General features: G+C 60.1%; 17 protein-coding genes and 1 tRNA gene. 16 read left to right on the top strand and 2 right to left on the bottom strand.

Going from position 1 to position 16765, the window contains the following annotated elements; genetic code table 11:
- Positions 1-4 precede the first annotated feature (4 nt).
- The 11 genes from pyrG to rpoS all read left to right on the top strand — a co-directional run bounded on the left by pyrG (position 5) and on the right by rpoS (position 9998).
- The gene (gene pyrG / locus ACWPWQ_RS19785; protein ID WP_139434027.1) at positions 5-1642 is read left to right on the top strand and encodes a glutamine hydrolyzing CTP synthase; all 1638 of its coding nucleotides are present in this window, start codon (positions 5-7) and stop codon (positions 1640-1642) included.
- Positions 1643-1731: 89 nt separating this feature from the next.
- Positions 1732-3030 (top strand): phosphopyruvate hydratase, encoded by a 1299-nt coding sequence (gene eno, locus ACWPWQ_RS19780; protein WP_342059577.1) that lies wholly within the window; start codon positions 1732-1734, stop codon positions 3028-3030.
- A gap of 287 nt (positions 3031-3317) precedes the next feature.
- Entirely contained in the window at positions 3318-3635 is a 318-nt protein-coding gene (ftsB, locus tag ACWPWQ_RS19775) for a cell division protein FtsB (RefSeq protein ID WP_025328246.1), read from the top strand.
- Positions 3628-4338, top strand: a complete 711-nt coding sequence (gene ispD, locus ACWPWQ_RS19770) for a 2-C-methyl-D-erythritol 4-phosphate cytidylyltransferase (protein WP_202047201.1) — start codon at positions 3628-3630, stop codon at positions 4336-4338. Before ftsB ends, ispD begins: the two co-directional genes overlap by 8 nt.
- Before the next feature lie 79 nt (positions 4339-4417).
- The gene (ispF, locus tag ACWPWQ_RS19765) at positions 4418-4894 is read left to right on the top strand and encodes a 2-C-methyl-D-erythritol 2,4-cyclodiphosphate synthase (protein WP_342059579.1); all 477 of its coding nucleotides are present in this window, start codon (positions 4418-4420) and stop codon (positions 4892-4894) included.
- Positions 4894-5952 carry a tRNA pseudouridine(13) synthase TruD gene (gene truD, locus ACWPWQ_RS19760; RefSeq protein ID WP_454010592.1) on the top strand — a complete coding sequence of 353 codons (1059 nt, stop codon included), beginning with the start codon at positions 4894-4896 and terminating at the stop codon, positions 5950-5952. Before ispF ends, truD begins: the two co-directional genes overlap by 1 nt.
- Positions 5933-6694, top strand: a complete 762-nt coding sequence (gene surE / locus ACWPWQ_RS19755; RefSeq protein WP_454010581.1) for a 5'/3'-nucleotidase SurE — start codon at positions 5933-5935, stop codon at positions 6692-6694. Before truD ends, surE begins: the two co-directional genes overlap by 20 nt.
- 4 nt (positions 6695-6698) lie before the next feature.
- The gene (locus ACWPWQ_RS19750; RefSeq protein WP_005332743.1) at positions 6699-7316 is read left to right on the top strand and encodes a protein-L-isoaspartate(D-aspartate) O-methyltransferase; all 618 of its coding nucleotides are present in this window, start codon (positions 6699-6701) and stop codon (positions 7314-7316) included.
- Positions 7313-7894 carry a YqaA family protein gene (locus ACWPWQ_RS19745; protein WP_265435116.1) on the top strand — a complete coding sequence of 194 codons (582 nt, stop codon included), beginning with the start codon at positions 7313-7315 and terminating at the stop codon, positions 7892-7894. The genes ACWPWQ_RS19750 and ACWPWQ_RS19745 overlap by 4 nt, the downstream gene beginning before the upstream one ends.
- Before the next feature lie 9 nt (positions 7895-7903).
- A complete protein-coding gene (locus tag ACWPWQ_RS19740; RefSeq protein ID WP_454010580.1) occupies positions 7904-8968 on the top strand; it encodes a LysM peptidoglycan-binding domain-containing protein in 1065 nt (354 codons plus the stop codon).
- A 46-nt stretch (positions 8969-9014) separates the two neighbouring features.
- Positions 9015-9998: an RNA polymerase sigma factor RpoS gene (gene rpoS, locus ACWPWQ_RS19735; protein ID WP_043131996.1), complete on the top strand. Its 984-nt coding sequence runs from the start codon at positions 9015-9017 to the stop codon at positions 9996-9998.
- 87 nt (positions 9999-10085) lie between these two features.
- On the opposite strand, the gene tsaD is transcribed toward rpoS, so the two are convergent.
- Positions 10086-11099, bottom strand: coding sequence for a tRNA (adenosine(37)-N6)-threonylcarbamoyltransferase complex transferase subunit TsaD (gene tsaD / locus ACWPWQ_RS19730; RefSeq protein ID WP_043131995.1), 1014 nt, complete (start codon positions 11097-11099; stop codon positions 10086-10088).
- A 179-nt stretch (positions 11100-11278) separates the two neighbouring features.
- Here tsaD and rpsU point away from each other — a divergent pair, with 179 nt between their 5' ends.
- The 5 genes from rpsU (at position 11279) to ACWPWQ_RS19705 (ending at position 16163) form a co-directional block, all read left to right on the top strand.
- Complete coding sequence (gene rpsU / locus ACWPWQ_RS19725; protein WP_005309452.1) at positions 11279-11494, top strand: 30S ribosomal protein S21; 216 nt, start codon at positions 11279-11281, stop codon at positions 11492-11494.
- A gap of 15 nt (positions 11495-11509) precedes the next feature.
- Entirely contained in the window at positions 11510-11953 is a 444-nt protein-coding gene (locus ACWPWQ_RS19720) for a GatB/YqeY domain-containing protein (protein ID WP_202047197.1), read from the top strand.
- Positions 11954-12041: 88 nt separating this feature from the next.
- Positions 12042-13829 (top strand): DNA primase, encoded by a 1788-nt coding sequence (gene dnaG, locus ACWPWQ_RS19715; RefSeq protein ID WP_454010579.1) that lies wholly within the window; start codon positions 12042-12044, stop codon positions 13827-13829.
- 183 nt (positions 13830-14012) lie between these two features.
- The gene (gene rpoD, locus ACWPWQ_RS19710) at positions 14013-15908 is read left to right on the top strand and encodes an RNA polymerase sigma factor RpoD (RefSeq protein ID WP_289976629.1); all 1896 of its coding nucleotides are present in this window, start codon (positions 14013-14015) and stop codon (positions 15906-15908) included.
- Between the two features lie 178 nt (positions 15909-16086).
- A tRNA-Ile gene (locus ACWPWQ_RS19705) sits at positions 16087-16163 on the top strand.
- Between the two features lie 48 nt (positions 16164-16211).
- On the opposite strand, the gene ACWPWQ_RS19700 is transcribed toward ACWPWQ_RS19705, so the two are convergent.
- Positions 16212-16682, bottom strand: coding sequence for a tetratricopeptide repeat protein (locus tag ACWPWQ_RS19700; protein WP_454010578.1), 471 nt, complete (start codon positions 16680-16682; stop codon positions 16212-16214).
- Positions 16683-16765: the final 83 nt, after the last annotated feature.

The raw sequence follows: 16765 nt of genomic DNA, 5'->3' as shown, positions 1-16765 counted from the left end.
CAGCATGACGACAAAATATATTTTTGTAACTGGTGGCGTTGTTTCATCCCTCGGCAAAGGCATTGCCGCAGCTTCTCTGGCAGCCATTCTGGAAGCCCGTGGTCTGGATGTGACCATCATGAAACTGGACCCCTATATCAACGTGGATCCGGGCACCATGAGCCCGACCCAGCACGGTGAAGTGTTCGTAACCGAGGACGGGGCCGAGACCGATCTGGATCTGGGCCACTACGAGCGTTTCATCCGCACCAAGATGACCCGTCGCAACAACTTCACTACCGGCCGCATCTATGCCGACGTGCTGCGCAAAGAGCGTCGTGGTGACTATCTGGGCGCCACCATCCAGGTCATCCCGCACATCACCAACGCCATCAAGGAGCGGGTGATTGCCGGCGCCGAAGGCCATCAGGTGGCCATCGTCGAAGTGGGCGGTACCGTGGGCGACATCGAGTCCCTGCCGTTCCTCGAAGCCATTCGTCAGCTGGCTGCCGAAGTGAGCCGCGACAATGCCATGTTCATGCACCTGACCCTGGTGCCTTACCTGGCCGCCGCCGGCGAGGTGAAGACCAAGCCGACCCAGCACTCCGTCAAAGAGCTGCTCTCCATCGGGATCCAGCCAGACGTGCTGATCTGCCGCTCCGATCGCGCCATTCCGGCCAACGAGCGTGCCAAGATCGCCCTGTTCTGCAACGTGCCAGAGCGCGCCGTCATCTCCATGAAAGACGTCGACTCCATCTACAAGATCCCGGCGCTGCTCAAGTCCCAGAATCTGGATGACTACTTCATCGCCCGTTTCGGCTTGGAGTGCAAGGAAGCCGACTTGTCCGAGTGGGAACAGGTGGTCTATGAAGAGGCCAACCCGACCGCAGAAGTGACCATCGGCATGGTCGGCAAGTATGTCTCCCTGCCGGATGCCTACAAGTCCGTCAACGAGGCGCTCAAGCACGGTGGTCTGAAGACCCGTCTCTCCGTCAACATCAAGTACATCGACTCCCAGGACATCGAGACCCGTGGCTCAGAGCTGCTGGAAGGTCTGGACGCCATCCTGGTGCCGGGTGGCTTCGGTGAGCGTGGCGTGGAAGGCAAGATCCTGGCCGCCCAGTATGCCCGCGAGAACAAGATCCCTTATCTGGGTATCTGTCTCGGCATGCAGGTTGCCATGATCGAATTCGCTCGCAACGTAGCGGGCATGGCCGGTGCTCACTCCTCCGAATTCAAGAAAGATTGCGCCTATCCGGTCGTCGGCCTCATCACCGAGTGGGTGGATGAAGAGGGCAACGTCGAGACCCGTACCGAGAAATCCGATCTGGGCGGCACCATGCGTCTGGGTTCCCAGCTCTGCCACCTGGTGGAAGGCTCCAAGGTGCGCCAGATGTACGGCAGCCCGACCATTTACGAGCGCCACCGTCACCGTTATGAGGTGAACAACAAGCTGCTGCCGCAGATCGAAGCGGCCGGCTTGAAGGTGACCGGTCTCTCCGCCGACAAGAAGCTGGTGGAAATTATCGAGATTCCGGATCACCCTTGGTTCGTGGCGGCGCAGTTCCACCCGGAGTTCACCTCGACTCCCCGTGATGGCCACGCCCTGTTCGCCGGTTTTGTGAAAGCCGCCGGCGAGTATCAGAAGCGTAATTTGAAGTAATTGAAAATAAATGCGGTTGGGGCTCTGTGCCGCAGCCGCTTTTTTTGGCATATTTTTGTTGTTTTTTTACGAAACCTGAGGAAATACACATGTCCAAGATCGTTAAAGTGATCGGTCGTGAAATCATCGACTCCCGTGGTAACCCGACCGTTGAGGCCGAAGTTCACCTGGAAGGTGGTTTTGTTGGTATGGCAGCCGCTCCGTCTGGCGCGTCCACCGGTTCCCGCGAAGCGCTGGAACTGCGTGACGGCGACAAGAGCCGTTTCCTGGGTAAAGGCGTGCTGAAAGCCATCGAAGCCGTCAACGGCCCGATCGCTCAGGCTCTGCTGGGTAAAGATGCCAAGGACCAGGCCGCTGTTGACCAGATCATGATCGACCTCGACGGTACCGAGAACAAATCCAAGTTCGGCGCCAACGCCATCCTGGCCGTTTCCCTGGCTAACGCCAAAGCCGCTGCTGCTGCCAAGGGCCTGCCGCTGTACGCCCACATCGCCGAGCTGAACGGCACCCCGGGTGTCTACTCCATGCCGCTGCCCATGATGAACATCATCAACGGTGGTGAGCACGCCGACAACAACGTCGACATCCAGGAGTTCATGATCCAGCCGGTTGGCGCCAAGACCCTGAAAGAAGCCATCCGCATGGGTGCCGAGGTCTTCCACAACCTGGCCAAGGTACTGAAGTCCAAAGGCTACGCCACTGCAGTGGGCGACGAAGGCGGTTTCGCACCTAACCTGAAGTCCAACGCCGAAGCGCTGGAAGTGATCGCCGAAGCCGTTGCCGCCGCCGGTTACAAGCTGGGCACCGACATCACCCTGGCCATGGACTGCGCTGCTTCCGAGTTCTACGACGCAGAGAAGAAAGAGTACAACCTGAAGGGCGAAGGTCGTATCTTCACCTCCAACGAGTTCTCCGACTACCTGGCCGACCTGACCACCAAGTTCCCGATCGTCTCCATCGAAGATGGCCTGGACGAGTCTGACTGGGAAGGCTTCGCCTACCAGACTGCTGAACTGGGCAAGAAAATCCAGATCGTGGGTGACGACCTGTTCGTAACCAACACCAAGATCCTGAAGCGCGGCATCGACAACGGCATCGCCAACTCCATCCTGATCAAGTTCAACCAGATCGGTTCCCTGACCGAAACTCTGGCTGCCATCAAGATGGCCAAGGACGCTGGCTACACCGCTGTCATCTCCCACCGCTCCGGTGAGACCGAAGACGCGACCATCGCCGACCTGGCCGTGGGTACCGCTGCTGGCCAGATCAAGACCGGTTCCATGAGCCGTTCTGACCGTGTTGCCAAGTACAACCAGCTGATCCGTATCGAAGAAGCCCTGGGTGCCAAGGCTCCGTTCCGCGGTCTGAAAGAAGTCAAAGGCCAGTAATTACTGCCTGCAATTCTTAAGCTGTTGAAAAGCCCCGCCACTCTGGCGGGGCTTTTTTGTATCCGTCGCCACCCCATTGTCAGGCCAGCCGCTGATCGGCGGCGGTTTTCCTGTGGTTGCCGCCAACCTGGCGCCAAGGCCGTCGTCCTGGGAACTGCGCGGTTTTTTGGCCCTCGTCTGCGGGGCCCCGTCATCTTTTTTAGTCCCCCGCCCCGTCTGGCACACCGGCTTTCTTTTGTCTTGCCTGCGAATATGGGAAACTAGGCCGCTTGAAGGAGACTCAGTGCATGCGGCTACTCACTCTTATCCTGCTCCTCCTCTTGGGAGGGCTGCAATATGACTTCTGGCTGGGGAAAAACGGCCTATCCGATTATCGGGAGCTCTCCAATGCCATCGAGCGGCAACAGCAGGACAATCTGGTTCTCAAGGACCGCAACAACCTGATTTACCGGGAGATCGACGATCTGACCTCGGGCCTTGAGGCCATCGAGGAGCTGTCGCGCAACGATCTTGGCTATATCAAGCAGGGCGAGACCTTCTACCGGATCATTCCCAAAGACAAAGACCAAGCAACGGAGCCGGACGGCGTCCCCTACGATGACTGATTGCCACAGCGGGCTGACCGCCATAGTTCCGGCCGCCGGTATCGGCAGCCGCATGGGAGCAGACTGCCCCAAGCAGTACCTGACACTGGCAGGGAAGACCATCCTGGAGCATACGCTCGGCTGTTTACTGTCCCATCCGGCCATAGCCCGGGTGATAGTGGCGCTGGCACCCCACGACCGCTGGTTTGAGACGTTGGCCGTGGCCGCCGATCCGCGGGTGCTGCGAGTGGAAGGGGGAAGCGAGCGCGCCTATTCGGTGCTCAACGCCCTGCATGTGGCAGAGGGGAAGTGGGTATTGGTGCATGACGCCGCCCGTCCCTGTCTGACCCAGGGGGATCTCGATGCCCTGATAGCCAGTGCCATGGCGTGCGATGGCGCCATCCTCGGCAGCCGGGTGCGTGACACCATGAAACGCACAGACGGGGCTGGCAACATAGTGGCGACCGTCGAGCGCGAACAGCTCTGGCATGCCCTGACGCCGCAGATGTTTCCCACCGGCAACCTGAAGCGGGCGCTGGAGGAGGGGCTGGCCCTGGGGGCCCTCATCACAGACGAAGCCTCCGCCATGGAGCGCGCCGGTTTTACCGTGAAGATGGTGGAGGGGCGTGCCGACAACATCAAGGTGACCCGCCCGGAAGATCTCTCCCTGGCCGAGCTCTTTTTACAACAACAGAGTGCGCGCCAGCAGGCGCGACCCGATTGACCCGCAAAGGGGCCCGCATGATCCACATTGGACATGATTTTGATGAGACAGATTTCTGTGTATTGAGGGGGGATCAGGCATGATGCGAATTGGACATGGTTTTGACGTGCACAAGTTTGGCGGGGCTGGCCCCTGCATGCTGGGTGGCGTCCCGGTACCCTATGAGCAGGGCCTGCTGGCCCACTCCGATGGCGACGTGGTGCTGCACGCAGTGAGCGATGCCCTGCTTGGTGCCATAGGTGCCGGCGATATCGGCCGCCACTTTCCCGATACCGCGGCCGAGTTCAAGGGGATCGACAGCCGCATCCTGATGCGGGACGTCTTTGCCCGGGTACAGCAGGCTGGCTACGCCATCGGCAACCTGGATGTGACCATCATCGCCCAGGCCCCCAAGATGGCGCCCCATATCGCGGCCATGTGCGCCGTGCTGGCAGCCGATCTGCAATGTGATTTGAACCGGGTGAATGTCAAGGCGACCACCACAGAACAACTCGGGTTTACGGGGCGCAAGGAAGGGATCGCCACCGAAGCCGTCGTCTTACTGGTGAAACAATGATGCTGGAACAGCTGAGCTATCTGCACGGGGCGCCCACTGCCCGCGGCATCCTCAAGGCCGAGGCCGCCGACTTCGTGGTGAATGAAGATCTCGGCTTCGAACCCTGCGGGGAGGGGGAGCACATCTTCGTGCGGGTGCGCAAAACCGGCGAGAACACCGCCTGGGTCGCGGGTCTGCTGGCCGATGCGGCCGGCGTCAACCGCAATGCGGTGACCTGGGCGGGTCTCAAGGATCGCCATGCGGTGACCGAGCAGTGGTTCGGCATTCATCTGCCGGGCAAGGGCGAACCGGATCTCTCTGTCATCCAGAGCGACAGCATCCAGATCCTGCAGGCCAAGCGCCACAACAAGAAGCTGCGGGTTGGCTACCTCAAGGGCAACCACTTCACCCTGCGCCTCACCGGTCTGGAACAGGCTGGCGATCTGGAAGCCCGGCTGCAGGCCATCGCCACTCAGGGCGTGCCCAATTACTACGGCGAGCAGCGCTTTGGCCGGGATGGCAACAACCTGGACGCGGCCAAGGCGATGTTTGCCGGCAAGCGGATCAAGGATCGCAACAAACGCTCCCTCTATCTCTCCGCCGCCCGCAGCATGCTGTTCAACGCCATCGTCAGCGCCCGCATCGAGCAGGGGCTGGCACACCAGCTGCTGGCCGGCGACTGCGTGATGCTGAAAGGGAGCCACTCCATCTTCAGTGAAGAGGTGCTGACTCCCGAGCTGGAGGCGCGCCTCGCCTCCGGCGACGTGCAGCTCACCGCCCCCCAGTGGGGCCGTGGCCGGCTGGCGAGCCAGGGTGCCGCCGCCGAGTTTGAACAGGCGGTGCTGGCTCCTTACGCCGAATGGTGTGACGGGCTGGAGAAGGCCGGACTGGATCAGGACAGGCGTCCGCTGCTGCTCAAGCCGGAGCAGATGAGCTGGCAGCAGGATGGCGAGGTGCTGACCCTCTCCTTCTTCCTGCCGGCCGGTGCCTTTGCCACCAGCGTGGTGCGCGAGTTAATGCAGGCCGAAGAGGCCGATCACGGTTTCAGGAACCCAACCGATGCGAATTCTGGTCAGTAATGACGATGGAGTACATGCCGAGGGCATTCGTGCCCTCAGCGAGGCGCTGACTGCCTGCGGCGAAGTCATTGTGGTGGCGCCGGATCGCAACCGCAGCGGCGCGAGTCACTCCCTGACGCTGGAAGTGCCGCTGCGGGTTACACGCCTTGGCGAAACCGGCTTTAATGGCAGCGAGAGCTATGCGGTGAAGGGCACCCCGACCGACTGCGTGCACCTGGCGGTCAACGAGCTGGTGCGCCCGGAGCCGGACATGGTGGTGGCCGGGATCAACCACGGCGCCAACCTGGGGGATGATGTCATCTACTCGGGCACTGTCGCGGCGGCCACCGAGGGGCGCCACCTCGGCTTCCCCTCCATCGCCATCTCCCTGGTAGGAAGGATCCACTTCGCCACGGCGGCCCACTACGCGGCCCTGCTGGTGAAGGGGCTGATGAAACATCCCCTGCCTGCCGATCGGATCCTCAACGTCAACGTGCCTGACCTGCCCCTCGAGCAGATCAAGGGGATCAGGGTGACCCGCCTTGGCAACCGCCATCCCGCCGAGTCGGTGATCCGCAGCGAGGATCCCCGTGGCCAGCCCATCTACTGGATAGGCCCCCCCGGCAGCCAGCAGGATGCGGGGGACGGCACGGATTTCGCCGCCATCGAGCAGGGTTATGTCTCCATCACCCCGTTGACCATCGACATGACTGCCTATGACAGTCTGGCGAGTCTGGGTGCCTGGCTGGATCTGCAGGGATGACGTTGTGATAGTACAGCGCCTGTTGAATCAACTGATTGCCCAGGACATTCGTGATTTCCGCGTGCTCGCGGCGATTGCGAAAGTGCCGCGCCAGCTGTTTGTGGATGAAGCCATGGCCCACAAGGCCTGGGACAATACGGCCCTGCCCATCGGCCACGGCCAGACCATCTCCCAGCCCTACATAGTGGCGCGGATGACAGAGTTGCTGATCCAGAACGATCCGGCCCATGTGCTGGAGATCGGCACTGGCTCCGGCTATCAGACCGCAGTGCTGGCCCACCTGGTGGAGCATGTCTACACGGTGGAGCGGATCAAGTCGCTGCAGTTCCAGGCCCGGCGCCGGCTGCGCCAGCTCGACCTGCACAATGTCTCGGCCAAGCACGGCAACGGCTGGCTGGGCTGGCCCAACAAGGGGCCGTTCGATGCCATCCTGGTGACGGCCGCGGCAAGCGAGGTGCCCAAGGCCCTGACCGATCAGCTGGCCGAAGGGGGGCGTCTGGTGCTGCCGGTGGGGGATAGCCAGCAGACTCTGCAGCTGATCGAGCGATCCGGCTCCCAGCTGACCAGCCGGATCCTGGAGCCGGTGCGTTTTGTCCCCCTGATTGACGGAGATGTGGAGTGAAGTTGTTTTCCCGTTTGTACGTACTGGTGATGCAGTGGGCCCGCCACAAGCACGCCCCCTGGTATCTCTCCATCACCGCCTTTATCGAGTCGGTGTTCTGGCCGATCCCGGTGGACGTGATGCTGGCCCCCATGGCGCTCGCCAAGCCGCACAAGGCGTGGCACTTCGCCGGGTTGGCAACCCTCTTCTCTGTGCTGGGGGCGCTGTTTGGTTATGCCCTTGGCTATGCCCTGTGGGAGCCCGTGGTCCAGCCGCTGGTGGTCTCCGTCGGCTATGAAGACAAGATGGCGCTGGCCGAGCAGTGGTTCACGCAGTGGGGGATCTGGGTGATTTTTATTGCCAGTTTCACGCCGATCCCCTACAAGGTGTTTACCGTCACGGCAGGCTTGCTTCATATGGCGCTACTGCCATTTATCGTGACCTCCCTCATCGGTCGTGGCATGCGCTTCTTCCTGGTCGCGGGCCTGATGCGATGGGGGGGTGAGAAGATGGAGCGCAAGCTGATGCACTATGTGGATGTGCTCGGCTGGCTCTGTATTGGTTTGGCCATTGCGGCCTATTTCTGGTTTAGTCGTTAAGGATCCACTATGCGTTCGCGTGTTTGGCAAGGAAGTAGTGTCGTCGTGTTGTCATGGCTACTGCTTGCCTGCTCTTCCAGCAAGACTGCTGCCCCGGTACAGAGTCTCGGCAATGACCCCATTGCCTCGACCATCCCGACTCGTCAAAACATGGCCAATTCGGGCATGCAGGGTGGCAGTTACACAGTGGTGAAGGGGGATACCCTGTACTCCATCGCATTCCGTTCGGGCATGGATGTCGCCTCTCTGGTCAGCCTCAACGGGATCAGCCCCCCCTACAACATCTATCCGGGCCAGCAGCTCAGGCTGGATGGCTCTTCCGGGGCCGTGGTCAGCACCGGCATGGCGATGAGCCGCCCTGTCACAAGCGGCAACGGCACCTATGAGGTGCGTCGTGGCGATACCCTGAGCAGCATAGGCCGCCAGTTCAATGTCTCCAATCAGACGCTGGCACAGCGCAACAACCTGCAGGCACCCTATTCGCTCCATGTTGGCCAGGTGCTCAACGTGGGATCGAGTGCGGCGGCAGGCGGCCAGATGGTGGCGGCGACCACACCGTCGGTGACCAGCTCCGGACCCAAACCCATGGCGACGGCACCGGCAGGTACGACCACCCCATTTATTGCTCAGAAAACGATTGCTCCTGCATCCTCAACAGCATACGCTCAGGCGAAAGAACAAAAAAACATCAGTTCCCAGTCAACTCTCTCCTGGCATTGGCCAGCTAAGGGACGGATAGTCGAAGGCTTCTCCGTTGCGGAACAGGGCAACAAGGGCATCGATATCTCCGGCCAGAAGGGCCAGCCCGTTTACGCCGCCAGCGGCGGTAAAGTGGTCTACGCGGGCAGTGCACTCAGGGGTTACGGCAAGCTGATTATTCTCAAGCACAACGATGACTATCTCTCTGCTTACGCCCACAACGACGAGTTGAGGGTCAGGGAGGGAGACTCCGTCAAAGGCGGAGCCGTTATCGCCAACATGGGTAGCACGGATGCGCCGGATGTGCGCCTGCACTTTGAAATCCGGTACAAAGGCAAGTCAATCAACCCGATGGGCTACTTGCCAAAGCGTTAACCCAGAGAGCTAGGTCTTACTCTGGTTCAGGTCAGGGAGACATATCATGAGCCAAGAACAACTGGTAATGCAGGATGCAGAGTTAGAGTTCGACGAAGAGCTGGAGGCCCAGGAGGAAGAAGAGGTTCAGGAGGTTGCCGCCGAGGCTGAGGAGACCATCTCCGATGAGCTCATGGTGCCGGAACTGAACAAGGTGATGGATGCCACCCAGCTCTATCTGGGGGAGATTGGTTTCTCCCCCCTGCTCACCGCCGAAGAGGAAGTCTATTACGCCCGTCGTGCCTTGCGCGGTGACAAAGCCGCGCGCAAGCGCATGATCGAATCCAACCTGCGCCTGGTGGTCAAGATTGCCCGGCGCTACAACAACCGCGGCCTGGTGCTGCTGGATCTCATCGAAGAGGGCAACCTCGGTCTTATCCGCGCGGTCGAGAAGTTCGACCCGGAGCGCGGCTTCCGTTTCTCCACCTATGCCACCTGGTGGATCCGCCAGACCATAGAGCGGGCCATCATGAACCAGACCCGCACCATCCGGCTGCCGATCCATGTGGTCAAGGAGCTGAACGTCTATCTGCGCACCGCGCGCGAACTCTCCCATCGTCTCGACCATGAACCCACCGCCGAAGACATCGCCTTCGCGCTGGATCGCTCGGTCGACGATGTGAATCGCATGCTCAAGCTCAATGAGAAGATCACTTCGGTGGATACCCCCATCGGCGGCGATCGCGACAAGGCCCTGCTCGACGTCCTGTCCGATGAGCGAGGCATGGGGCCAGAGCTGGAGTCTCAGGAAGATGACATGCGCAGCAGCATAGTCCACTGGCTGGAAGAGCTGAATCCCAAGCAGCGTGAGGTGCTGGCTCGCCGCTTCGGCCTGCTCGGTTACGAGCCGGCGACGCTCGAAGACGTGGGGGCCGAGATTGGTCTGACCCGGGAGCGGGTGCGCCAGATCCAGGTCGAGGGATTGCGCCGCCTGCGGGAGATCCTGCTGGGACAGGGGCTCTCCATCGAGGCCCTGTTTAGAACTAATTGATCCGAACCCGCTGACGGCTGTTATGCCGAGGACAGACACAACAAAGGGGCCATAGGCCCCTTTTTCATTGCGAGAGGATCCTTGGGATCACACGGGATCCAGGGTATCCAGCGGCCAGCGCGGCACCGCCTTGACGACCAGCGGCTCGAACACGCCTGCCTTGAGGCGTTGCATGCCGGCATAGGCGATCATGGCGCCGTTGTCGGTGCAATACTCGGTGCGCGGATAGAACACCTCGCCCTTGAGGCTCTCCATCAGCTCGGCAAGCTGGGCGCGCAGATGACGGTTGGCGCTGACGCCCCCGGCCACCACCAGGCGCTTGAGCCCGGTCTCTTTCAAGGCTCGGCGGCACTTGATGGCCAGGGTGTCGACCACAGCATCCTCAAACGCCCGGGCGATGTCGGCACGAGTCTGCTCATCGTCACCGTTGGCGGCTATGGTGTTGGCGGCAAAGGTCTTGAGGCCGGAGAAGCTCATGTCGAGGCCGGGTCTGTCGGTCATGGGGCGGGGGAAGGTGAAGCGTCCCGTGGTGCCCTTCTCGGCCAGACGGGAGAGCAGGGGGCCGCCCGGGTAGTCCAGTCCCATCAGCTTGGCGGTCTTGTCGAAGGCCTCGCCGGCGGCATCGTCGATGGATTCTCCCAGCAGCTGATAACTGCCGATCCCGTCGACCCGCACCAGCATGGAGTGACCGCCGGAGACCAGCAGCGCCACGAAGGGGAACTCGGGGGCCCGCTCCTCCAGCATGGGGGCCAGCAGGTGGCCCTCCATATGGTGCACCGCCACGGCGGGTTTACCCCAGGCCATGGCGAGGGAGCGGCCTATGGTCGCCCCCACCAGGATGGCGCCAACCAGACCCGGTCCCGCAGTGTAGGCGATGCCGTCGATGTCATCTTTACCCAGTCCCGCCTCTTGCAATGCGGCCTGGATCAAGGGGATCGTCTTGCGGACGTGATCCCGGCTGGCGAGCTCGGGGACGACGCCACCGTAGTCCGCATGCAGCTTGACCTGGCTGTATAACTGGTGGGAAAGGATCCCTTTTTGATCGTCGAAGATCGCGATCCCGGTTTCGTCACAGGATGTCTCTATGCCCAATACACGCATTGCTAAAAAATTTCACTGCTAAAATGAGACGGCTATGGTAACCTTCGCGGGTTTTTTAAACCAGAGCGATCTCTGCGGGTTTACTTTCATTCCCTGTCCAGAGTATAATTTCGCACCATTTTAAGACATGCTGATCGATTGAAGGTCAGCTAACCATATATCACTGAGGTGAAAGGCACATGCCAGTAATCAAAGTCCGTGAAAATGAGCCGTTTGACGTTGCTCTGCGTCGCTTCAAGCGTTCTTGCGAAAAGGCCGGTATCCTGTCTGAAGTTCGTAGCCGTGAGTTCTACGAGAAGCCGACTACCATTCGCAAGCGTGCCAAAGCGTCTGCCGTCAAGCGTCACGCCAAGAAGCTGTCCCGCGAAAACGCACGTCGTATCCGCCTGTACTAATCGGGGGATCATGCCGTGTCTCTGAAGGATCGACTCAAGGATCAACAAAAACTCGCCATGCTGGCCAAAGACAAGGCCCGCTTGGGGGCGATCCGTTTGTTGATGGCAGAAATCAAGCAGCGTGAAGTCGATACCCGTGTCGAGCTCAATGATGAGGATATCCTCGCTGTCGTGACCAAGATGGTCAAACAGCGCCGTGATTCCATCAGCCAATTTGAAGCTGCCGGTCGTCAGGATCTTGCCGACAAAGAGTCCGCCGAGATCCTGGTGCTGCAGGAATTCCTGCCGCAACAGCTGACCGCAGAGGAAATTGCCGTGTTGATCGAGCAAGCCATCACCGAAAGTGGGGCTGCCGTCATGGCGGACATGGGCAAAGTCATGGCTGTCTTGAAGCCGAAAATTCAGGGGCGTGCCGATGTCGGCGCCGTCAGTGCTCAGGTGAAAACCCGCTTGGCGTAACAGGCATTTCTCTTGTTAGTCGAAAGAAGCCGTGCTTCCCTGTGAATGCGCGGCTTTTTTATTTTCTCTGCAGTGAAACAGGACGGTTATGGCAGGCAGGATCCCACAATCCTTTATCGATGATCTGCTCGTACGCACAGACATAGTCGAGCTGATCGACTCGCGAGTGCGGCTGAAGAAGGCTGGCAAGAACTATCAGGCTTGTTGTCCTTTTCATAACGAAAAAAGCCCCTCTTTCACCGTCAGTCAGGAGAAGCAGTTCTACCACTGCTTCGGTTGCGGTGCTCACGGCAATGCCATCGGCTTTGTCATGGAGTACGACGGACTCGAATTCCCGGACGCCATCGAAGAGCTCGCCAGCATGCAGGGCATGCAGGTGCCTCGCGAGCAGAGTCTGGGTGGTTCTGGCAGTTCCCAGCCCGCCGTCAGCAAGGATCTCTTTGAGCTGATGAACCAGATCGCCCGCTTCTACGAAAGCAACCTGAAGAGTGCTCCCCATGCGGTGGAGTACCTCAAAGGGCGTGGCCTGACCGGGGAAGTGGTCAAGCGCTTCAACATAGGCTATGCCCCGGGAGACTGGGATCAGGTGAGGCGCCGTTTCGGGACCAGCCGGGATCACGAGCAGTTGCTTATCTCCGGCGGCATGTTGATCCCCCGAGACAGCGGCCCTGGCAGCTATGATCGTTTCCGCGATCGCATCATGTTCCCCATCCGCGACAAGCGGGGTCGGGTCATCGGCTTCGGTGGCCGGGTGCTGGGGGATGGCACTCCCAAGTACCTGAACTCCCCTGAAACCCCCATCTTTCACAAGGGGCGTGAACTGTTCGGCCTCTACGAGGTGAAGCAGGCACACAAGGATCCTCGCCGGATCCTGGTGGTGGAAGGCTACATGGACGTGGTGGCGCTCGGTCAGTACGACATCGACTATGCGGTGGCCGCGCTGGGTACCGCCACCACCAGCGACCATATCCACACCCTGTTTCGTACCACGGCCGAGGTGGTCTGCTGTTACGATGGCGACAACGCCGGTCGTGAGGCGGCCTGGCGGGCGCTGGACAACGCACTCTCCCATCTGCAGGACGGGCGCGAACTCAAATTCGTGTTCCTGCCCGATGGGGAGGATCCCGACTCTCTGGTCCGCCAGATCGGCAAGGAGGGGTTTGAGGCCTTGCTGGACGAGGCCCAGCCCTTCGCCGATTTCATGTTCGAGCGTCTGGGGCGTGATGCCGCCCTCTCTGGCGAGGCGGGCAAGTTTGAAGTGGCCAACAAGGCTGCTGAACTGATCCGTCGCGTGCCGGAGGGCTTTACCCGGGAAGGATTGATCACCCGGCTCTCCAGCATGATGCGCTGGGGGGAGAACAAGCAGCGGATCGCCGAGCTGTTTGCCCGCAATAGTCAGCCCAAGGGGGAAGTCAGCAAGCCCAAGGCCGCCAAACTGACCCCCATTCGCCGGGCACTGGCTCTGATGGTGCAATATCCGGCGGTGACGGCCGAACTGCCGGCCATGCCGGAACTGGCTGGGCTGCGGGTGCAGGGCATCAAGTTCCTGCTGCAGCTGCATCAGCAGATCCTGACTCAGCCAGGGATCACTACCGGCATCCTGCTGGAGCACTGGCGCGGCACCAAGGAGGGGGAAATCCTGGCTCAGCTGGCCATGCACGACCTGTTTGAAGAGATCAAGCTCGACCAGGAGCCGGATATTCTGGGAGAATTGCAGGATACCTTCGTCGGTTTCATCAACCAGTTTCTGAAGCAACGAATCGAAGAATTGCAGGCCAAGGTGGCTCAGGAAGGGCTAAGCTCTGAGGAAACACAGGAGCTGATGATGCTGATCAGAGAGGTACAGATTGAGAAAAGAAATGAGAGCGGGGCTTGATATTTGAGTGATTAGTCCCAATATGAATACCGTTGCCCGAATCGACGGGATTAAAAGCAAACATTTTATAACCGCCTGGCCCCGACAATACTGCGGGCAGGGGTTTCTCATGACCGACGCCGCAACCAGACATAGCATGTCTGGCGGTTTTCTATTAGAATTGGCTATTTGCGCAGCAGCGCACTGTACGCGCAACCTAGCAACACCAACCGGATGAGTTCTATGGAGCAAACCCCGCAGTCTCAGCTTAAACTCCTCGTTGCCAAAGGTAAAGAACAGGGCTACCTGACCTATGCCGAGGTGAACGATCACCTCCCGCAAGACATTGTCGACTCTGACCAGATCGAAGACATCATCCAGATGATCAACGATATGGGTATCCAGGTAGTGGAAAACGCCCCGGACGCCGATGATCTGATCATGGCCGAAGGTGGTACCGCCGATGAGGACGCTGCCGAAGCAGCGGCCCAGGCTCTGGCATCTGTTGAATCTGAGATTGGTCGCACGACCGATCCCGTCCGCATGTACATGCGGGAAATGGGCACCGTCGAACTGCTGACCCGTGAAGGCGAAATCGACATCGCCAAACGGATCGAGGACGGTATCAATCAGGTACAAAGCTCCGTTGCCGAGTACCCTGAAGCCATCACTTACCTGCTCGAACAGTACGACAAGTACGAAGCCGAGCAACTGCGTCTGTCCGACATCATCTCCGGCTTTATCGATCCGAACGAAGCGGACGACGTGGCGCCGACCGCCACTCACATCGGCTCCGAACTCAGTGAAGACGATCTCGCTGACGAAGACGAAGATGAAGACGAGGATGAAGACGAAGACGGCGACAGCTCCGACGACGACGGGGACGGTGGTCCGGATCCGGAAGTCGCCCGCGAGAAGTTCGGCGAGCTGCGTGCCCAGTACGAAGTCACCCGTCTCTCCATCCAGAAGAATGGTCGCGCCCACGACGACACCCAGGCTGCCATCGCCCAGCTGGCCGATGTGTTCCGTCAGTTCCGCCTGATGCCCAAGCAGTTCGATCGCCTGGTCAACAACATGCGGGAGATGATGGAGCGGGTTCGCGTGCAGGAACGCATCATCATGAAGCTCTGCGTTGAGCAGGCCAAGATGCCGAAGAAGACCTTCGTCGCGGCCTTCACCAACAACGAGTGCGAGACTGCCTGGTTTGAATACCAGAAGCAGGCTGGCAAGGCCTGGTCTCCCCGTCTGCTCGAGATGGACGAAGAAGTGCTGCGTTCCATCGGCAAGCTGCAGCAGATCGAAGAAGAGACCGGTCTGTCCATCGCCCAGATCAAGGACATCAACCGTCGCATGAGCATTGGTGAGGCCAAGGCCCGCCGTGCGAAGAAAGAGATGGTCGAGGCCAACTTGCGTCTGGTTATCTCCATCGCCAAGAAGTACACCAACCGTGGTCTGCAGTTCCTGGATCTGATCCAGGAGGGCAACATAGGTCTGATGAAGGCGGTGGACAAGTTTGAATACCGTCGTGGCTACAAGTTCTCGACCTATGCCACCTGGTGGATCCGTCAGGCCATTACCCGCTCAATCGCGGATCAGGCCCGTACCATCCGTATCCCGGTGCACATGATCGAGACCATCAACAAGCTCAACCGTATCTCCCGCCAGATGCTGCAGGAGATGGGTCGTGAACCGAACCCGGAAGAGCTGGCCATGCGCATGGGCATGCCGGAAGACAAGATCCGCAAGGTACTGAAGATCGCCAAGGAGCCCATCTCCATGGAGACGCCCATCGGTGATGATGAAGATTCCCACTTGGGCGACTTCATCGAAGATACCACGCTCGCCCTGCCGGCGGATGCGGCGACCAGCGAGAGCCTGCGCAACGCCACCCGCGAAGTGCTGGCCGGTCTGACCGCCCGCGAAGCCAAGGTGCTGCGGATGCGTTTCGGTATCGACATGAACACTGACCACACCCTCGAGGAAGTGGGCAAGCAGTTCGACGTCACCCGTGAGCGTATTCGTCAGATCGAAGCCAAGGCACTGCGCAAACTGCGCCACCCGAGCCGCTCGGAAGTGCTGCGCAGCTTCCTGGACGAATAGTCCTGAGGCACCACCTGAACATGTCTCAAAAGCCCCGCCATGCGGGGCTTTGTTTTATCCGGCAGCCTGGGTGCAATAGATTAGCGGATTAGTGGACAAAAACTCGCCAAGTGGTTGATCTGCCTATGGACGGCTTATCTCACATCCCCTATAATCCACGCCGCAAAACCAAGATTCTGGCCCCTTAGCTCAGTTGGTTAGAGCAGTCGACTCATAATCGATTGGTCGCCCGTTCAAGTCGGGCAGGGGCCACCACATTCAGACAAAGCCGCTCATCATGAGCGGCTTTGTCGTTTCTGGCGTTCACCAGCGCCGGTCCAGATCGGCGGCGTAGAGTGCCATGGCGCGCCTGTAGGGGGCGAGGGCAGGATCTGCAGTCGTCTCGGCCAGCACTCCCAGCAAGGTCTCCATCCCCTCCTTGTGGTGCCCCAGGTTGTAGCTGGTCATGGCACGGAACACCCTGAACTCGGTGGCATCCGGAAAGCGGGCCAGGGCCTCGTCGAAAGTGGCCAGCGCCTCGGCATATTGCCCGGTGCAGCGATAGGAGCTGCCAAGGCCGAGCCAGGCGCCGCGCAAGGAGGCCTCACCCAGCCCCAGCCTGATGGCCTTTTGGTAGAGAGGGATGGCCTGGGCCTCGCGCCCCTGCATGTCGTGCAGGCTGGCCACTTCATAATGCAGTTCGGCGTGTTGCGGGTGCTCGATGAGTTGTAGCAGGCCGTGCTGGCGGGCTTCTTCGATCCGTCCCTCGGCCTTGAGGGTTTCCAATAGTTTCATATGCGCTCCTGCATGGGGATGAAGGATCAGTATGCCTGCCGACGGGCTGGCGGGGGACCGGCCAAGGGGGCCTGAAAAAAGCC

The sequence above is a fragment of the Aeromonas sp. Marseille-Q7275 genome, from assembly GCF_965119515.1.
This window is presented reverse-complemented; position numbering and strand designations above follow the sequence as displayed.